The organism is Agrobacterium sp. K11, from assembly GCF_059429395.1.
Genome location: NZ_JCAHRB010000009.1, coordinates 45,805 through 64,038 on the forward strand (window position 1 = coordinate 45,805; position 18,234 = coordinate 64,038).

16 protein-coding genes are annotated in these 18,234 nt (G+C 58.7%); 6 read left to right on the top strand and 10 right to left on the bottom strand.

Translation table 11 applies throughout. The features are described from left to right. The 5 genes from AC5SEO_RS16860 to AC5SEO_RS16880 all read left to right on the top strand — a co-directional run bounded on the left by AC5SEO_RS16860 (position 1) and on the right by AC5SEO_RS16880 (position 5,891). Positions 1-999, top strand: a complete 999-nt coding sequence (locus AC5SEO_RS16860) for an ABC transporter permease (RefSeq protein ID WP_003516797.1) — start codon at positions 1-3, stop codon at positions 997-999. Further along, complete coding sequence (locus AC5SEO_RS16865; RefSeq protein WP_003516796.1) at positions 996-2,171, top strand: ABC transporter permease; 1,176 nt, start codon at positions 996-998, stop codon at positions 2,169-2,171. Before AC5SEO_RS16860 ends, AC5SEO_RS16865 begins: the two co-directional genes overlap by 4 nt. 72 nt (positions 2,172-2,243) lie before the next feature. Then, positions 2,244-3,452, top strand: coding sequence for a glycosyltransferase family protein (locus tag AC5SEO_RS16870; protein WP_003516795.1), 1,209 nt, complete (start codon positions 2,244-2,246; stop codon positions 3,450-3,452). Positions 3,453-3,495: 43 nt separating this feature from the next. Continuing rightward, positions 3,496-4,743, top strand: coding sequence for a glycosyltransferase (locus tag AC5SEO_RS16875; RefSeq protein WP_174068651.1), 1,248 nt, complete (start codon positions 3,496-3,498; stop codon positions 4,741-4,743). Beyond that, positions 4,740-5,891, top strand: coding sequence for a glycosyltransferase family protein (locus AC5SEO_RS16880; protein WP_003516793.1), 1,152 nt, complete (start codon positions 4,740-4,742; stop codon positions 5,889-5,891). The genes AC5SEO_RS16875 and AC5SEO_RS16880 overlap by 4 nt, the downstream gene beginning before the upstream one ends. On the opposite strand, the gene AC5SEO_RS16885 is transcribed toward AC5SEO_RS16880, so the two are convergent. The 6 genes from AC5SEO_RS16885 to AC5SEO_RS16910 form a co-directional block, all read right to left on the bottom strand. Beyond that, entirely contained in the window at positions 5,857-6,597 is a 741-nt protein-coding gene (locus AC5SEO_RS16885; RefSeq protein ID WP_003516792.1) for a copper homeostasis protein CutC, read from the bottom strand. The two genes, AC5SEO_RS16880 and AC5SEO_RS16885, sit on opposite strands and share 35 nt — an antisense overlap. A 79-nt stretch (positions 6,598-6,676) precedes the next feature. Next, positions 6,677-7,882 carry an MFS transporter gene (locus AC5SEO_RS16890; RefSeq protein ID WP_003516790.1) on the bottom strand — a complete coding sequence of 402 codons (1,206 nt, stop codon included), beginning with the start codon at positions 7,880-7,882 and terminating at the stop codon, positions 6,677-6,679. A 63-nt stretch (positions 7,883-7,945) separates the two neighbouring features. Further along, entirely contained in the window at positions 7,946-9,379 is a 1,434-nt protein-coding gene (locus AC5SEO_RS16895; protein ID WP_174068652.1) for a M81 family metallopeptidase, read from the bottom strand. A 12-nt stretch (positions 9,380-9,391) separates the two neighbouring features. Then, positions 9,392-11,311, bottom strand: a complete 1,920-nt coding sequence (locus AC5SEO_RS16900) for a beta-N-acetylhexosaminidase (protein ID WP_174068653.1) — start codon at positions 11,309-11,311, stop codon at positions 9,392-9,394. Positions 11,312-11,353: 42 nt separating this feature from the next. After that, positions 11,354-12,136 carry an SDR family oxidoreductase gene (locus AC5SEO_RS16905; RefSeq protein WP_174068654.1) on the bottom strand — a complete coding sequence of 261 codons (783 nt, stop codon included), beginning with the start codon at positions 12,134-12,136 and terminating at the stop codon, positions 11,354-11,356. A 116-nt stretch (positions 12,137-12,252) separates the two neighbouring features. Beyond that, positions 12,253-13,116, bottom strand: coding sequence for a MurR/RpiR family transcriptional regulator (locus tag AC5SEO_RS16910; protein WP_003516783.1), 864 nt, complete (start codon positions 13,114-13,116; stop codon positions 12,253-12,255). 173 nt (positions 13,117-13,289) lie between these two features. Between AC5SEO_RS16910 and AC5SEO_RS16915 the strand changes: the two genes are divergently transcribed. After that, positions 13,290-13,775, top strand: a complete 486-nt coding sequence (locus tag AC5SEO_RS16915) for a hypothetical protein (protein ID WP_003516778.1) — start codon at positions 13,290-13,292, stop codon at positions 13,773-13,775. Positions 13,776-13,921: 146 nt separating this feature from the next. On the opposite strand, the gene AC5SEO_RS16920 is transcribed toward AC5SEO_RS16915, so the two are convergent. The 4 genes from AC5SEO_RS16920 to AC5SEO_RS16935 form a co-directional block, all read right to left on the bottom strand. After that, positions 13,922-15,034: an ABC transporter ATP-binding protein gene (locus tag AC5SEO_RS16920; RefSeq protein WP_003516776.1), complete on the bottom strand. Its 1,113-nt coding sequence runs from the start codon at positions 15,032-15,034 to the stop codon at positions 13,922-13,924. Between the two features lie 185 nt (positions 15,035-15,219). Continuing rightward, the gene (locus AC5SEO_RS16925; protein WP_003516773.1) at positions 15,220-16,452 is read right to left on the bottom strand and encodes an extracellular solute-binding protein; all 1,233 of its coding nucleotides are present in this window, start codon (positions 16,450-16,452) and stop codon (positions 15,220-15,222) included. A 40-nt stretch (positions 16,453-16,492) separates the two neighbouring features. Continuing rightward, positions 16,493-17,350 (bottom strand): carbohydrate ABC transporter permease, encoded by an 858-nt coding sequence (locus tag AC5SEO_RS16930; protein WP_003516772.1) that lies wholly within the window; start codon positions 17,348-17,350, stop codon positions 16,493-16,495. Next, positions 17,347-18,231, bottom strand: a complete 885-nt coding sequence (locus AC5SEO_RS16935; RefSeq protein ID WP_003516771.1) for a carbohydrate ABC transporter permease — start codon at positions 18,229-18,231, stop codon at positions 17,347-17,349. Before AC5SEO_RS16935 ends, AC5SEO_RS16930 begins: the two co-directional genes overlap by 4 nt. Positions 18,232-18,234 lie beyond the last annotated feature (3 nt).

The following is an 18,234-nucleotide window of genomic DNA, read 5'->3' on the forward strand; positions in this document are numbered from 1 at the left end:
ATGCTGCGGTATATTCTCAAGCGCATCCTCGTCATGATCCCAACGCTGATCCTGATCTCGATGCTGGTCTTCACCATCATCGAATTGCCGCCGGGCGATTATTTCGAAAGCTACGTCGCCGAACTGCGCGCCATGGGCGAGACCGCAAACCTTGCCGAAATCGAGGAGTTGCGCGTCCGCTATGGCTTCGACCAGCCGGCGCCGATCCGTTACTTCCGCTGGGCAACCGGCATGCTGGTTGGCGATTTCGGTTATTCTTTCGAATATCAGCTCCCGGTAAACGAGGTTGTGGGAGACCGTCTGTGGTTGACGGTTCTGGTGTCCTTCGTCACCATCATCGTCACCTGGATTCTTGCCTTCCCGATCGGCATCTACTCCGCCACGCACAAATATAGCTGGGGCGACTACGGCCTGACCTTCCTCGGTCTGCTTGGCATCGCCATCCCCAACTTCATGCTGGCGCTGATCCTGATGTATTTCGCCAATATCTGGTTCGGTATCTCCATCGGCCATCTGATGGATCGGGAATATCTGAACCAGGCGATGAGCTGGCCAAAGTTCAAATCGATTCTCGAACATATCTGGATACCCGTCCTCATCATCGGAACGGCGGGCACGGCCGGCATGATCCGCCGCCTGCGCGCCAACCTCTTGGACGAGTTGCAGAAACAATATGTCGTAACCGCCCGCGCCAAGGGGCTTCACCCTTTCAAAGTGCTGATCAAATATCCGCTGCGCATGGCGCTGAATTTCTTCATCTCGGACATCGGCTCGATCCTGCCCGCCATCATATCAGGCGCGGAAATCACCGCCGTCGTGCTGTCACTCGAAACAACCGGTCCGATGCTCATCCGGGCGCTGCAAAGCCAGGACATGTACCTGGCCGGCTCCTTCCTGATGTTCCTTGCTTTCCTCACGGTGATCGGCGTTCTTGTGTCGGATATCGCCCTTGCCATACTTGACCCGAGAATCCGCTTCGGAGGTGGTAACGTCAAATGACTTCATCCATCCCGACATCCGGCGAAGCGCTGCCCCACTACGTTTCGACGGCGCCGTTCGACCCGTCGCTCATCGAACCCAATACGTCCGGAATGGCGGCCTTCAGCAAGGCGTCGCAGCTGCGGCTCATGTGGTGGCAGTTCCGCCAGCACAAGATCGCCGTCTGGTCCGGCGCCTTTCTGGTGGTGCTTTATCTTTCGATCCTGATCAGCGAGTTCCTCGCGCCTTACAATCTTCACACCCGCAATATCGAGCATATCTACGCCCCACCCCAGGCCATTCACCTTTTCAATGACGGAAAATTTGTCGGGCCTTTCGTCTATGGTCGGGAAATGACGCTCGACATGGACAATCTGCGGCGCGTCTACCGGGATGTGCCGACGGATATCCAGCCGCTGCGTTTCTTCTGCAAGGGCGATACCTATCATTTCTGGGGCATGATCGAGGCTAGAACCCACCTCGTATGTCCGGCCGAAGGTGGTGAAATGTTCCTGCTCGGCACCGACCGGCTTGGACGAGACGTGCTGTCGCGAATCATCTACGGCGCGCGCATCTCTCTGACGATCGGCCTTCTCGGTGTCGCCATGAGCTTCGTTCTCGGCATTGTGATCGGCGGACTTGCAGGTTATCGCGGCGGCACTTTCGATCTCATCGTCCAGCGTATCATCGAAGTCCTGCAATCCATTCCGAGCATTCCGCTGTGGCTCGCACTCGCAGCAATCATGCCGGTGACCTGGAGTCCGATCCTCGTCTATCTCGGCATCACCATCATTCTCGGCATGCTGGACTGGACGGGACTGGCGCGCGCCGTGCGCTCCAAATTGCTGGCATTGCGCGAGGAAGACTATGTTTTGGCTGCACAACTGATGGGCGCCGGCACACCGCGCATCATCGGCAGGCACCTTATCCCCGGCTTCATGTCACATCTGATCGCCTCGGCGACGCTGACGATACCGGGCATGATTCTCGGCGAAACCGCGCTGAGCTTCCTTGGTCTCGGCCTCAGGCCGCCGATCACAAGTTGGGGAATTCTGCTCACGGAGGCGCGCAGCGTCAGCGTCATTGCGCTATATCCGTGGCTTCTCATCCCGACGATTCCGGTTGTTCTCGTCATTCTGGCCTTTAATTTCTTCGGTGACGGACTACGTGATGCTGCGGATCCCTTCAGATAAAATGGAACACGCCTTGATAAACTGCTCTTCCGCCATCGCCTTTTTTGGGAAAGGCAAAAAGAGGTGTGGCCGATGACCTCCCGTCTGAACGACGCACGCATCCTCATGTACAGCCACGATTCTTTTGGCCTCGGACATCTGCGGCGCTGTCGCACGATCGCTCACGCGCTGGTGGAGGATTATCGCGGCCTCAACGTGCTTATCATTTCGGGCGCAACTATCGCCGGCGCCTTCGATTATCGCGCTCGTGTCGATTTCGTGAAAATCCCGAGCGTCATCAAGCTGCGCAACGGCGAATACACCTCCATGGACCGGCATATCGATCTTCAGGAAACACTGAAGATGCGCCGCTCCATCATCTATCACACTGCCGAAAGCTTCCAGCCGGATATCTTCATCGTTGACAAGGAGCCCATGGGTCTTCGTGGCGAGGTGGAGGAAACGCTTGCGTATCTCAAGGGACAGGGAACCAAGCTTGTCATCGGCCTCCGTGACGTCATGGACGCACCGCAGCTGCTTGAAGCGGAGTGGAAGCGCAATGACGTGATGACCAAGATCGGCAAGTTCTATGACCACGTCTGGATTTATGGCCCACCGGATTTCCACGACCCCTTGACGGGGCTCGACGTTCCCCAGACCGTTCGCGACAAGATGGATTTCGTCGGCTTCCTGCAACGCTCCAAAACGCAGGCGGAAACCGTGGCGCACCGGCCGGAGGGCGACTATCTTCTCATCACCACTGGCGGCGGCGGTGACGGCAGCGAATTGATCGATGACGTCATCAACGCCTACCGTCATGATAGCGAACTGACGCACAAGGCGCTCGTGGTGCTCGGCCCCTACATGCCGGCAGACCAGCGCCAGCGATTCATGAGCAGTGTTGCCGATATTCCGTACATCGAGATCATCGAATTCGACAACCGCATGGAAGACCTCGTTGCCGGCGCTCAGGCCGTCGTGTCGATGGGCGGCTACAACACCGTCTGCGAGATATTGTCGTTCGACAAGCCTGCCCTCGTCGTGCCGCGCACGGTGCCGAGGGAGGAGCAGCTTATCCGCGCAAGCCGCGCGTCGGAGCTCGGCCTTTTCGACATGCTTTTACCTGAGGATGCCGAGAATCCGGCGAAAATGGCGGCAGCTCTTAAAGCGCTGCCGAATCGCGCGCCGCCTTCCGTCAATTCGCAGGACCTGAAGCTCGATGGTCTGGAAAACATTTCGAAACGGATAGCCGAATGGCTGCCGCCCGAGGGCGACAAGGTGCCAATAACGCTGACGGCGTGACCGGCTCCCCGACAACCACCGCTTCAAAAGAGACACGCGCAACGTGACCGACACAAAAAAAATCGTGGTGCTCCTCAAGGGCTATCCGCGCCTGTCCGAGACTTTCATTGCCCAGGAACTTCTGGGGCTTGAAAAGGCTGGCCTTACGCTGGAACTCATGTCCATGCGCCGCCCGACGGATAAAAAACGCCACCCCGTTCACGATGAAATCCGCGCACCCGTGACCTACCTGCCGGAATATCTGCATGACGAGCCCATCCGCGTGCTGAAGGCCCTGTGGGCATGCCGCAAAAAGCCAGGCTTCACCAAGGCGCTGCGTCGGTTTTTCAGCGATCTGCCGCATGATCTAAGCCGCAACCGCTTCCGCCGTTTCGGGCAGGCGGCCGTGCTGGCGCACGAATGGCCTGTAGATGCCGGGTGGCTGCATGTCCACTTCATCCACACACCCGCCTCGGTCGCCGCCTATACACATCTTATCACCGGCACGCCCTGGACGATTTCGGCCCACGCCAAGGATATCTGGACCTCCAGCGACCGGGACCTTGCCGCAAAGCTGGAAAGCGCCCGCTGGGCCGTGACCTGCACCGCAAGCGGCTTTCAGCATCTTCGCACCCTTTCCGGCGTCAAGCAGAATGTGCATTTGAGCTATCACGGTCTCGATCTCACCCGCTTCCCGAATTTCGACACGCCGCGTCCGCAAAGAGATGGATCGGACGCTCATGATCCGGTCAGGATTTTGAGTGTTGGACGGGCCGTCAAGAAAAAGGGCATCGATATTCTGTTGCAGGCTTTGGCCTCGCTTCCACAGGACATCCATTGGCGTTTCACCCATATAGGTGGCGGCGACGAACTTGCCGGGTTGAAAAAACTCGCCGACGAGCTTGGCATCGCCGACAGGATCTTCTGGACCGGCGCCATGGACCAGAAACAGGTGCTGGAGAATTACCGCGAGGCCGACCTCTTCGCCCTTGCCTGCCGCATCACCAGCGATGGTGACCGCGACGGTCTTCCCAATGTGCTGGTCGAGGCCGCCAGCCAGGCGCTGACCTGCGTTTCCACCAATATATCAGGCATTCCGGAATTCTTCGTGGATGGTGAAAACGGCCTGCTGACGGAGCCCGAAAATCCGGTTGCCTTCGCCGAGGCTCTGCGCACGGCGATTACCGATCCACAATTGCGTGAGCGTCTGGGTAGTGCGGCGGAAAACCGTGTGCGAACCGCCTTCGACAACCGCACCAGCATTGCCGAGTTGACGACGCTGTTCGAAACCGAGTGGGAAAAAACGCCATGACCGATACGGAAAAGCGCCCTTCCGTTTTCTTCTACGTCCAGCACCTTCTGGGCATCGGCCATATCGCCCGCGCCAGCCGCGTTGCCAATGCCCTTCAGGCTGATGGTTTCGATGTCGTTCTGGTGACAGGTGGCACCCCGGTTCCCGGCTTTCCGGGCGAAGGCATCCGCCATGTCGAATTACCGCCGATCGCCGTTAGCGACGGCAGCTTTTCCGGCCTTGTCGATAGTTCCGGCAAACCGGTCGATGACGACTTCAAGAAGCTTCGAACGGATATGCTGATCGGCGCTTATCACGGCGCAAAGCCGGATATCGTCATCATAGAGGCCTTCCCCTTCGGCCGCAGGCAGGTGCGTTTCGAATTGCTGCCGCTTCTGCACGAGATCGAGGACAGTGAACCACGCCCGCTCGTCATGACGTCGCTGCGCGATATTCTGCAGGAAAAAACCAAACCCGGCCGGGACGAAGAAACCGTGTCGCTGGTGAAGAAACATTTCGACGCGGTGCTGGTCCACGGAGATCCGGATTTCGTCCGGCTGGAGGAGACCTTTCCCCTTGCCGGCGAAATCAGCCAGCGCGTTGTCTATACCGGCCTCGTCGCGCCGCTGCCATCGCCGGAACCGGCGGAAGAATTCGATATCGTCGTTTCCGCTGGCGGAGGTGCCGTTGGTGCAGCCCTTATCCGGGCCGCACTTGAGGCATCGCCTCTGCTGGAAGAGATCAAAAGCTGGTGCCTCATAACCGGCCCCAACATGCCGCAGGCAGATTTCGATGCGATCTCGGCGCAGGCGCCCGAAAATGTGTCCATCTTCCGCTTCCGCAAGGATTTCGCAAGCCTGCTCGCCGGCGCGCGGCTTTCAGTTTCGCAGGCCGGTTACAACACCGTCTGCGATATTCTACAGGCAAAATGCCGCTCGCTTCTGATCCCGTTTGCGGCCGATGGCGAAACGGAACAGAGCGCCCGCGCCGAACGGCTGGCGCGGCTGGGGCTGGCACAGGTGCTGGAAGAGAAGCATATCTCTGCGCAATCCATGGCCGATGCCATCAGGGCGGCATTGGCCCTGCCGGGACCGGACGTGATCCACCTCGATCTCGATGGCGCCGCAGGAACGGCTAGAGCTTTACGCCGCCTTTTTGATGAGCGGTGAGGATCGCCTTTAACTCTCGAACGGCCTCCTCATCCGTGCCCTTGCGCCCCGCGCCGGTGAAACCGAGTTTCGCCACCCGGCTTTCCGGATCGTAAAACGGAATGGCGGAACAGGATGCGTGGATCTCCGTAATGGGAAAGCGGTCCAGCAACGTCTGCACGACTGGTGGACGCACCCCGGCCCCCGGCATGATGACAATCCGCCCGGCGGCAAGCTCGGATAATCGGGCCAAGGTCTCGATGCCCTCAAGCGCCGAACGCGCGCCCCCGGAGGTCAGAATTCTCGGGAAGCCCAGCGCGATAGCGGCCTCCAAGGCTTCATCCATGTCGGGAACAACGTCGATCGCCCGGTGCAGCGTCATATCGAGCCCGTCGGCGTGGCGGCGCAGTTCTTCGAGCAGGGGAATATCAAGCGAGCCATCGCCAAGCGAGGCACCGAGCACCACGCCGGAAAGCCCCGCCGCGCGCGCCGCATCGATATCGCGTTTCATCACATCGGCTTCGTCGCGCGTGAACACGAAATCCCCGGCGCGCGGCCTGATCATCACGCTCACAGGCAGGGCGTAGGCCGCCGCCCGGTGCATGAAACCCGCAGACGGCGTCACACCGCCACCGGACAATGCCGCGCAAAGTTCTATTCGGTCGGCCCCACCCCTGACCGCCGCTTCCAGACCGGCCACGTCGTCCACGCAAATCTCGAGAATCATCGTAACCTCTTTCTTTTGAATGTGCCGTGTTTTCGCGCCGGCTTATCCGAAAACCGCCCACACTTTTCGGTCCGACGCTCTACCTGCGGCGGCCCTTCCCATCAAGCGCGTAGAGCATGTAAACGCCGCCGAGACCCACAACCGCTCCCAGGATTGAAGTGCCTGAATAGCTCGTGACGAGCGTGCCGACGGCAAAAATCAGCGCACCCAAACCCGCGCCGAGGAAGATGTTGACGGCAATCAGCGAGCTTCCAAGCCCCGGCCGATCCGCAATCAGTTCCTGTAGATAGGTGATCGGGATACTGATGATGGCGGCTGCGCCGAGCGCGCTGATCAAGGTCTGCGCATAGATATGCCAAGGTGCCGTCGCGAGACCCTGCAGGATGAGGTAGATGGCATAAAGCCCCGCTCCAGCCGCAAGGGTCAGCGTTTGCGGCACCTTTTTTTCGATCCAGCCCCACAGCAGAATGAAGACGATTTCCAGCGCGGCAACGATGCCCGCGACGATACCGATATCCGCGACCGTTCCCTTTGCCTGACCCGTTATGATGAGCGAGCGGATGGAATCATTGAGATGCAGCATCGAGCAGATGAGCGCGATGGCGATGATCCGCAGCAGCACCCGTCGCTCCCCGATTTCCGCAAGTGAAGCGCGGACACCGAAGCGTGCCTGCGTGTTCACCGATGCCGGAGTGGCCGTGCGCGGCAGGCAAAAGGCCACAAGCAGAAAGCAGATAAGCGCGCAGATGCCTGAGAACAGGAAAGCCAGCAGCATATTGCCGGAATTCACCAGAAAAATACCGACGATACCAGGCACCAGCACCCAGGACAGCGAGATGGTGGCCCGCATGATCGAATTAACGGCGATCATGTCGCCCGTCGAAAGATTGCGGGCATCGGCGCGCACATGCGCGAAAATCAGAGAGTTCATCGCCCCGAAAATCGGCAGGAGCAGCAGCTTCGCGGTCACGAAGGCGGTGGCATTGCCAACGAGATAAACCAGCAAATAGCCGCTGACGCCGAAAAGCGCGATCAGCAGCATGGGTTTGCGATATTCGCCGAGCCGGTCTGCAACGATGCCCATCAGGACGCTGGCGCTGACATTGATGATGGCGGCAAACAGCATCAGTAGGGAATAGACGGTGTTGCTGAGCCCGATTTCGCGAATGCCGATCACCGCCTGATAGGGGGCGGTGGCGGCATTCGAAAATCCGAAGAACAGGATGGCGAGCGCACCGATGCGGATCGACGGATTGTTGAAAACGATGGAAAGAGCCGACGGCATGAAGGTTCGCCTGAGATGATCCGGCGCGGCCGGATCGCTGAATGAAATGCTATCAAACCGCTGTCATCGCCAGCGGGCCGAAAGGATGGGTTTCGGGATATAGTTGAAATGCGGTTTCCATGGGTAAAAATCGCCATCCCGGCGGCGATTGGGGAGGTTTTCGATATCCTGATTGATAACCCCCTCCGTCAACGCCATGAGATTGGGATTGGCGATGGGCGCAAGCTCCGGCGAAAGATAACCTGACTTGACGACCAGCAGCCTTACCGCCTTCGGATCGAAGCCCAGACGGGTGAAATCCGCGATCATGTGATAGGGCCTGCGCCTTGCAGCCAGAATGACGGTAATGCCATCGATGACGACGACCGCCTGCCGCTGATCGGAAGCACCTGGATCGTCCAGTTTCAGGACCTTGGCTTCGACGGTGATGGAAGGGCTTTCGGGATCGAGACTGCCGCCGATCTTCAGGGAAAGCGCCGCGCCCTCGCCCGCCGCAAAACAGGCCTCGACCGCCGGCCTGTCGGTGATGCCGCCGATCAACGCGCCCTGCCAATTGCGCGCAATCAACGCCGCCAGAACATCGGCGCGATCGCCCACCCCGCCGCCGGTCGGATTGTCGCCGGAATCCGCCAGAATGATCGGCCCGGTTGTTGTTTTTTCCGCAATATCCATGATGACCTCGAGCGGTTCGGTCACGGGACCGAAACGGAAATCCTGTCGGGCATTCCAGTAGGATTGCGCAATCTCCGAGGCGACCGCCTGCGCGGCATCTTTGTCCGTCCCGGTCACGACAGCGCAGGCCGTCGCCCTTGGTTCATCGGCCCAGACGTAGCCGATCATGAAATTCGCATCCCAAATGCCGGGCCGCGCGTCGTAGTCCGGCAAGACGGCATAGAGGCTTTTGGCCGGTTCATCTTCCGTGGAGGTTTTTTCACCCGGCAGGAGAACGGGGATTTTCGCCCATGCCACACCGGGCTTCTCGCCAGTTTTCAGAGCCTTGATGAGCATCGTCCACGCCCGCACCATCGTCTCGCGCACATCGATATGCGGCGCAGTTCGGTAGCCGGCGAAAATATCCAATTGGTCGATGATCGACTGGCTGACATTGCCGTGCAGGTCGTAGCTGGCGGAAATGATCACATCCGGTCCGACTACGGCGCGGGCGCTGGAAATCCAGTCCCCTTCCGCATCGTCCATTCCCTCGACATTCATCGCGCCATGCATGGCGAGATAAAGCCCGTCGAGCGGCAGGCAAGCCTTGAGACGCCCCAAGAATTCCTGCTTGAACGCATCATAGGCCGCGCGCGACACGGGACCACCCGGCACCGCCCGCGCATGCAGAAGCGGCAACACCTCCACACCGCCTTCGCCGAGGAAATTGAAATACTCTGCTTCCAGCAACTCCGCCCCGCGAAAGACGCGAAAATCTTCCTGACGCATCAGCACCGGCGAATAGGTGCTGCATTCGGTATGAATTCCACCAACGGCAATACGCATCTCGCCTTCCTCTCAATAGACCGGGCTCAAGCGGACGATGGCGGAGAAACGCAACCAGTCCTTCTGCGCTTTCGGCGTCCACGCCGCCTCGGCAATGGCGGGCAGTCTCGGGAAAACCAGATGGTTGAAATAGGCGCGATTGAGGAAATGCTCGGACCAGATGCAGGCCTGAACGCCTTTCATTCGCTCCTTCAATTCCTCGGGAAACTCACCGACTGCCTCGTAAGCATACGTGTGCGACGGCGGAACGGTGCCGGCCCAGCTTGCGCCCGGCTCCTGCCAGGCTTCATCCTGTACCATGTCGAGATAATAGGCCTGTCCCGGCGTCATCACGACGTCGTAGCCCTGCTTTGCAAGCTCCAGGCCAACTTCCGGCTTCTGCCAGGCCATCAGCAATGTTCCCGAGGGATCGACGCCGCCGCCGTGCGAAACTTCGTCCCAGCCGGCAAGCTGGCGGCCGCGCTCATGCAGCATCCCCTGAATACGTTTCATGAAATAGGACTGGATACCGAAGGTGCCGTCGAGGCCTTCCTTTTCCATCAACGACTTGGCAAGCGGCGAGGCAAGCCAGGAGCCATCTGCTACCTCGTCGCCGCCGATATGGATCAGCCGCGAGGGGAAAAGCTCCACCATCTCGTCGAATATCTTGCCAAGGAATTCATAGGTCGGCTCGATGGCGGGATTGAGCGCATTGTTGGGATAGCCCTGTACGGAGCGATAGCTGTCCGGCGCTTCCTGCCCATCCGTCAGCTCCGGATAGGAAACGAGAGCCGCCGTGCTGTGGCCGGGAATATCGACCTCCGGCACGATTTCGATGTTCAGTGCCGCCGCATGCGCGACGACCATGCGAACATCATCCTGCGTGTAATAACCGGAAACCGGCTCAGCCCCATTGCCGAGCTGCGGCAGAAGCGGCGCATCCGGGCCGCGCGTCGCGCCGACTGTCGTCAGCAGCGGGTAAGCCTTGATTTCGAGACGCCAAGCCTCGTCATCCGTCAGGTGCCAATGGAACCGGTTCATGCGCAGCCATGCAAGAATGTCGATCAGCCGCACGACATCACCGGTTGGATAGAATTGTCGCGAGACATCCAGATGGCAACCGCGCCAGCTGTAACGCGGCGCATCGGCGATGGTGCCTGAAACCGGGAAACGGAATTTGGTATCGGTGCGCGCGCCGTGCAGCAATTGCGCGAGCACAGTCAGGCCGTATTGCAGACCTGCAGCGGCCGAATATTCCACGACGACGGCGTCATCAGAGAAAGACAGGCGATAACCTTCCGCTTCCAGACCGCTATGTTGCTTGAAACGAAGCTGTTTGCCCTCATGAACAGGCGCGAGGCTGAAAGGCACGTGACCAACGGCAAAAAGCCTGCGGAACAGCGACGAAACAGTTTCCACCGCAAGCACTTCTTCCTTGCCTGCCTCCTCCGTCGGGAAGAGTGCGACGGGGAAATCTTCGCCCGGCGCGGCATCGATTTCGGCAGGCCAGGGCTGGATGGCGAAGGGCAGATCGAGCTTTCCTTCGGGAAGCAGGGCTGGCGCCGGCTCGCTATGGCGCCCGTCGAGCATCAGGTCAGCGACATCAACCGCGCGATGTGTGCCGTCGGCAAGGCTGATATAGGCGGATTTCGCACCGTCTGTGCGATGGCGGGCAGGCCTGAGCAGGCCGTCAACGGTGAAACGCCACGATTTCCCGGCTTCGAGCACGAAACCCGTTGGCGGCGCAAATTCATGGAAATTGGCATTGCGGCGCAGATAGACGGCATTGCCGCAGACGGGCTTGTCGATGGTCCGCGTCAGCGACGTATAGACGATGCGGAAATCCTTCACCGGCTCGCTGGAAAGATTGAACAGGGTGAAGGTGAAGCCACCCGATGCGGAATCTTCGAGCGGATGCCATGAGTTTTCGAGACGAAATTGTGCGAGCGCCATGATGCTCCCCTTTATTGTGCTTCAAGCCCGAGAGGACTTCGGTCAGTAGTGTTCGGATTGTGAGAAAGTGCGGGCGAGCGGCGCCTGCCCTGCCGTCAGGCCGCAATCCACCGGCAGGCACACGCCGCTGATGGCCGCTGCCTGTGGCCCGGCCAGAAAAGCGACGGCGTTGGCGACATCCTCAGGCCTCACGATGCGCTGCAACGGATACCAGTGCTTCGCTTCCTCGAAGACCTGAGGATTGACTGCCGCCCGCGCTTCCCAAGCCTGCGTGCGCACGGTTCCTGGAGCAACAGCATTGGAACGGATGCCGAATTTTCCGTATTCGACAGCGATCAGCTTCGTCAGATGGATCAAGCCTGCCTTTGCCGCGCTATAGGCGGGATGGCCGAACACAGCCATGCCGTTGACGGAGGTGATATTGATGACAGACCCTTGCGTGCGCTTAAGCGCGTCCTCGAAAGCCCTGAAGCAGAGAAACGGTGCTTCCAAGTTAAGGGCATTGTCCTTGCGCCATATCTCTGCGGTCGTGTCGTGCAGGCTGACGGCCCTTGCAGCACCGGCATTGTTGACGAGGGTCGCGACATCACCCAGCTCCGCAACCTCCACGGCCAGCCTTGCAAGATCCTGCGGATCGGTGACGTCGCAGGTTTTCGAAACGAAGGCGGAACCGGAAAGCAGGGAAAGCGCATTGGAAAGGGCGTCGGGATCGATATCCACCAACACCACCTTCGCGTGGCTTTCAGAAAGCGCCGCGGCAATTGCCCGGCCGATGTCGCCCGCCGCGCCCGTTACGACGGCGACCTGATCTTTCCTGTCCTGCATGTCATGCTACTCCTTCGAGGCTTTCCAGAGCGGGTTTTGAGGTCAAGCCGCTCTACATCTTTGTTTTTACGCATTTTCCGGGCGTGAAACCGCTACGCGGGCTTACTGGGAATGCTCTAGTCACCCAGCAATTGCCGGTCGTCCGGATCACGATGCTCCACAAGCTGCTGCTTGATGTGCCGCAGAGTCACCATCGACCGCTGCCGGTGGTGATAGGCAGCTAGCGTCGCCAGAACATCAACCGCCGCCAGATAGGCATAACGCGATGATGTTGGGCGGAAGATATTGTTTCCCTCAGGCACGTTGACGGCCACCACCATATCGGCGGCCAAGGCGACGGGCGTATCGCTCTGGGTCAGCGCGATGGTGGTAACCCCCATTTCCCGCGCCAGCCTGAAGCACTTCACCAATTCCATGTTGCGGCCGGAAAAGGAGGATCCGATGATAACGTCTTCCTTCCGCGCAGCGGCAGTCATCATCAATTGCATGCTGTGATCGGCGCTGGTCGAAACGCGCAGGCCAAGGCGAAACAGCCGGTTCTGGATTTCCGATGCGATCATCGAGGAATTACCACCGGCTCCAAACGCGTAGATCATGCCGCTATTAGCAATCCGGACGGCCGCTTCGTCGGCGAGGGCGGGATCGAGCGTCTTGTGCAGCAGGAAAAGCGCCTCCTGCGCCTTGGCAAGCACTTCCTCGGCGACGTCCGACGGGCCCGTGCTGGTCGGTTCCGAGGTGAGGTAGCGGATGCCGACATAAGCGGTCTTGGCAAGGCTGACCTTGAAATCCGAAAAGCTCTGGCAACCCAGACGGCGGCAGAACCGCGTCACGGTTGGCGGGGAAACCTCGGCGCGGGCGGCAAGCTCAATGATCGATGCATTGACCGCAAACTCGAAGTCCGAAACCAGGATATCGGCGATCCGCCGCTCCGATTGCGAGAACTGTCCCCTGTCGTCTTGAATCTTTGCGAAAATATCCATGCTCACCGGTCTCCGTTCCGCCAAAACTTAAGGCTTGGCCCCGTTGACGACACGCCGGACACCTTTGATTTGAAAATTATTTTCTCTGTTGATTGCGAGATGAGCATATGCCAACAATCTTCGCCAGAGAAATATCCAAATCTTGAAAATAATTTCAACAACGGACCTGAATCATGCGCGACCCATTCAAAAACCCTTTTCCCGAAACAGACGTCGCCCGCCACTCCATCTGGGACATGCTGGTAACGCGGGATATCGACGCCTTCCTCACTGCCGACTGGTCGAAAGTCGCGGATGATTTCGTAAAGGACGGCTTTCTCGGCATCAACGCCAACCGGGATGCAAACCCGGACAACTGGCGCCTGTCCTTCCCCTCGCTTGACGCCTATCGCGACGAATGGCTGCGACAGGCGCAGGATTTCCAGACCCAGCAATTCGCTGAAGACCCGCGCAATGCGATCTTCACCACCACCACGCTGGAAGAAATCGAAGTGGAAGGTGAGACCGCGCTGGTTCGCAAGAAGTTCGACGGCGGGCTTCGCAAGGCCGACGGCAGCTTCGACATCATGAAATGGCAGACGCTCTATTATTGCCGACTGCATGAGGGCCGCTGGAAAATCAGCGGTTTCACCGGATACATGCCCAATCCCATGCCGTGATCCAGAGGACCTGCCAGACCGATTTGAACGCCGGGCCGAAAGCCCGGCGTTGCTTTTTCGTCTGGAAGACGAAGACCGCTGAAAAACGATAGCGTCGCAGAAAACCGGGCATGGCGAGACAGATTTCATGGCCCGGTTCCCGCCCTTTATTGTATCAGTTTGAGGACAGAAAGGTCGACACGCCGTTCGAGCGATGTGCCGCTTTCATCAAACAGATGGCAATCCGACGCCTTGATACCGGTGACGATGGTTTCATCGACGACAACAGGCGCAGAACCGGAAAGAAGCGCGCAATAATTTTCACCCGTGGGCGCGACGCCATAAGCGATCGTATTCACACCCAGCCGCTCGATAACGCTGGGCGCGACCTTGATATTCAGGTCGGCCGTTTCGAGACCGGTGTGTTCCGGGCGAATGCCGAGCGTCAGTTGCGTGCCTTCAAGACCGGCGCGCGGCTCCACCGGCACGGTGATTGTCTGGCCCTCATACTCCACGGTCACACCATCGGCGCTGACGGATTTGCAGGTGACCTTCAGGAAATTCATTTTCGGATTGCCGATGAAACCGGCGACGAACAGGTTTGCGGGCTTGTGGTAAAGTTCCAGCGGCGCGCCGACCTGGGAGATTTCGCCCGCATTCAGCACCACGATGCGGTCGGCCATGGTCATGGCTTCCACCTGGTCATGCGTCACGTAGATCATCGTCGCCTTCAGCGTCCGATGCAGATTGGTGAGCTCGATACGCATGTCGGCGCGAAGTGCGGCGTCAAGGTTGGAAAGCGGCTCGTCGAACAGGAATATCTTCGGCTCGCGAACGATGGCGCGGCCGATTGCTACACGCTGGCGCTGGCCGCCGGACAACATGCCGGGACGCTGCTGCAGGCGCTGGTCGAGTTGCAGGATCTTGGCGACGGCCTCGACCTTTTCCTTGATCTTGCCCTCTTCCATCTTTTCGACGCGGAGGGGAAAAGCGATGTTTTCAAAAACCGTCATATGCGGATAGAGCGCATAGGACTGGAACACCATGGCGATGCCGCGTCTAACCGGCGGCAAGTCATTGACCTTCACGCCGTTGATGACGATGTCGCCGGCGGAAATATCCTCAAGGCCGGCGATCATGCGCAGCAATGTGGATTTACCGCATCCCGAGGGACCGACAAAAACGACGAACTCGCCATCCCTGATGTCGAGCTGAACGCCCTTGATGACTTCGAAATGTCCATAGTTCTTGCGGACGTTGTTGAGATAAAGCTGACCCAAAACTTGCCTCTCCCGTCACCAGCCGACATCAGGCTGCGTTCAGAGACGTTCCGCGACACGGAAAAATCGCGCCTTATCGGAACCGTTAAAACACACGAGAAGCTCCTGCCGTCATAGCGGCGGGTATTCTCGCAACGAATTATGAGGTTGCGGGCGACGTGCGCCCGCAACCGTATAAATGTGGATTACTTGTACTGCTCGAGAGCGGCAGAGGCCTTCTTTGCGGCATCTTCCGGTGTCGCCTTGCCGGTAACGACAGACTGCACCATCTCAATCATCGTGTCCTGGAAGCCCTTGTAGTCAGTGAAGAGCGGCTCGGGACCGCCATAGGCGATACCGTCGATCAGCGGCTTCCAGAAGGGGTCCTTGGCGATGAACTCATCAACCTTCGGCGACGGACGAAGCGGGGTCAGGCCAGCGCCGCCCTGCAGTTCGTATTCGCCCTGCGGGCCGGGAGAAGTGATGAACTTGGCGAATTCGGTCGCCTTTTCTTCGACACCGGTTCCCTTGAAGATCGCGAGGCTGTCGGTGATGAGCAGCGTGCCGGGACCCTTGGCTTCAGGGCCGAGCGGCAGGGTTGCGATACCCCAGTTGATCTTGGTTTCCTGCAGGCGAGTTGCGGCACCCGATCCCGCCTGGATCATGCCAACCTTGCCATCGAGGAAGATGGCGCGGATTTCGTTCTGCTCGTAGGCCGTCGGACCTTCGACGGAGTAAGGCGTGATGTCCTTGTAGGCCTTCAGAGCTGCAAGAACCTGCGGGCTGTCGACGGTGATCTTGTCGCCGTCGATAACCTTGCCGTTATTGGTGTAAACCCAGTGCATGAACTGGTGCATGGTGTTGTCGAAGGTCTTGGCGGGCAGACCATAACCGGCGACACCGGTCTTTTCCTTGATCTGCTTGGCAAAGGCGATCTCTTCAGCCCAGGTCTTCGGCGGCACTTCCGGATCGAGACCGGCCTGCTTGAAGAGGTCCTTGTTCCAATAGAGCGCCTTGGTCGAGAAGGCGACGGGCACGCCCCACTGCGTATCCTCGAAGGTAACCGTGTCGACGATGTTAGGATAATAGGTCTTCTTTTCGTCTTCGGTCATCGGCACCGGAACGATGAGGTCGTTCTGTGCGAACTGCTTCAGCGTGCGCGAACCGACATAGGCCATGGCGACCGGAGTGCCGGCGGCTGCGAGCGTGGTTGCCTTGTCCTGGCACTGCGCCCAGCCGACGACTTCCGGAACGACCTTCCAGCCGGCATTCTTGCCTTCCCATTCCTTGATGTATTTTTCATGGATGGGGTCCATCTTGTCGCCGCAATAGATCCAGCTGATCTCCTTGTCGGCGGCGTGTGCCGCCACCGTGCCAAGGGCAGTGGAACCGGCAAATGCGAAGGCGCAAAGCGCCAATCCGTAATGTTTCAGTGCCATAGATAGTCTCCCGTTTTCTGGTGGTCGTTCCTATTGTTGATTATTTCACCGCGCCGGCGGTAAGCCCGCTGACGAGATAGCGTTGCATGAAGAAGATGACGACCATGGCCGGCGCAATGCCGACGAAACTGGCCGCCATCAACTCATTCCAGACGACTTCCTGACGACCGAAATAGGCAAACAGGCCGATGGGCAGCGGCATATATTCGGTCTTGGAATTGAAGGTGAGCGCGAAGATGAACTGCTGCGCATAAGCACCGATGAAGGTGGTGATGGACACGACGGCGATGCCAGGCATCGCAAGCGGCAGGATCACCCGGCGGAAGGTATAGAAATAGCTCGCGCCGTCCACATAGGCCGCCTCTTCCAGTTCGCGCGGAATACGCAGCATGTAGGTTCGCAAAAGCCAGATGGCAGTGGGGATCAAAAAGGCGGCGCCGGGAATGATCATCGCCAGATAGGTGTTCAGCACGCCCATATTGCGCATCAGCCGGTAAAGCGGGATCAGAAGCACAGCACCGGAGAACATGTTGATCGCCAGAAACGCGCCGAGCAATTGCCCGCGACCGCGAAACTGGAACCGCGCGAAAGCATAGGACGCCGGCACCACCAGAAGCAGAACGATGATCGTCGATATCGTCGAGATGAAGAAGGAGTTGAAGACGTAGCGGGCAAAGCCGGGAACGCTGACCCACATGGTCCGGTAAGCTTCGAAGGAGCCGTTTTCTGGCCAAAACTTATACGGTGACGAAAAAAGCAGGCTGAGCGGTTTCAGTGAAACTAGAAACCCTTCGACAAACGGCGCCAGCACGAAGGTCAGGAATACGGCGATGCCGCAATAAATCCCGACGATCTCATACCATCTGTAACGGTTGATCATCGCATTTTTGTCGGTCATCGGCTGGTCTCCTGCGAGATACGGCTGGTGATGCGGAAGTAGAAGTAGGTGAATATGGACAGGAAGATGCAGATCAGCACTGCACGCGCTGCGCCCTCACCGTATTTGTAGGAACCGATCGCCGTCTTGTAGGTGTCGATGATCATGGTCGTCGTCTGGCCCGTCGGTCCGCCCTGTGTCAGGATCCAGATGATGTCGAAGGAATTGAAGGTCGAAATCAGCGAGATCATCGACATGGTAATCATGGCCGGCAGCATCAGCGGCAACGTGATGCGGCGGAAGCGGTAGGTGCGGCTGGCGCCGTCGGTCCAGGCTGCCTCGTAAAGATCCTGCGGAATGGCCTGAATTGCCGCCAGCAGATAAAGCGTCACCATCGGCACGCCGATCCATACGTCGGTGATGATGGTCGCCCAGAAAGCCGTGCTGCCATAGGCGAGGAAGGCGACTGGACCGTCCACCAGGCCAAGATTCTGTAAAACACCGGAAATCATGCCGAACTGGCCGTTATACATCCAGCCCCACATGAAGATGCCGATAGCCATCGGCACGATCCATGGCGGCATCGTCAGGATGCGAAACAGGGCCCGACCGGGAACGGCCGAATTCAGCAACACCGCACCGAAGGTGCCGATGATCATCTTTATCGAGACGGAAAAGAACGTCCAGATAAAGGTCCGCGTGATGACCCCGGCGAAAGTCTCGTTGAAGATCTTCTCGTAATTGATGAAACCCACCCAGTTCGTCGTCTTTTTCAACGACGCGTCCGTGAAGGACAGGATGAAGGTATCGACGAGCGGATAAGCAACAATAACAGTGATGTATAAAAGCGCCGGCAAAAGAAGAAGCCAGGCAAAGATAACCGCGCTGCGTTTCGCATCCATCGC

Coding starts and splice junctions, on each gene's coding strand:
- AC5SEO_RS16860 (WP_003516797.1), top strand. CDS start 1: ATGCTGCGGTATATTCTCAAGCGCATCCTCGTCATGATCCCAACGCTG.
- AC5SEO_RS16865 (WP_003516796.1), top strand. CDS start 996: ATGACTTCATCCATCCCGACATCCGGCGAAGCGCTGCCCCACTACGTT.
- AC5SEO_RS16870 (WP_003516795.1), top strand. CDS start 2,244: ATGACCTCCCGTCTGAACGACGCACGCATCCTCATGTACAGCCACGAT.
- AC5SEO_RS16880 (WP_003516793.1), top strand. CDS start 4,740: ATGACCGATACGGAAAAGCGCCCTTCCGTTTTCTTCTACGTCCAGCAC.
- AC5SEO_RS16885 (WP_003516792.1), bottom strand. CDS start 6,597: ATGATTCTCGAGATTTGCGTGGACGACGTGGCCGGTCTGGAAGCGGCG.
- AC5SEO_RS16890 (WP_003516790.1), bottom strand. CDS start 7,882: ATGCCGTCGGCTCTTTCCATCGTTTTCAACAATCCGTCGATCCGCATC.
- AC5SEO_RS16895 (WP_174068652.1), bottom strand. CDS start 9,379: ATGCGTATTGCCGTTGGTGGAATTCATACCGAATGCAGCACCTATTCG.
- AC5SEO_RS16900 (WP_174068653.1), bottom strand. CDS start 11,311: ATGGCGCTCGCACAATTTCGTCTCGAAAACTCATGGCATCCGCTCGAA.
- AC5SEO_RS16905 (WP_174068654.1), bottom strand. CDS start 12,136: ATGCAGGACAGGAAAGATCAGGTCGCCGTCGTAACGGGCGCGGCGGGC.
- AC5SEO_RS16910 (WP_003516783.1), bottom strand. CDS start 13,116: ATGGATATTTTCGCAAAGATTCAAGACGACAGGGGACAGTTCTCGCAA.
- AC5SEO_RS16915 (WP_003516778.1), top strand. CDS start 13,290: ATGCGCGACCCATTCAAAAACCCTTTTCCCGAAACAGACGTCGCCCGC.
- AC5SEO_RS16925 (WP_003516773.1), bottom strand. CDS start 16,452: ATGGCACTGAAACATTACGGATTGGCGCTTTGCGCCTTCGCATTTGCC.
- AC5SEO_RS16930 (WP_003516772.1), bottom strand. CDS start 17,350: ATGACCGACAAAAATGCGATGATCAACCGTTACAGATGGTATGAGATC.
- AC5SEO_RS16935 (WP_003516771.1), bottom strand. CDS start 18,231: ATGGATGCGAAACGCAGCGCGGTTATCTTTGCCTGGCTTCTTCTTTTG.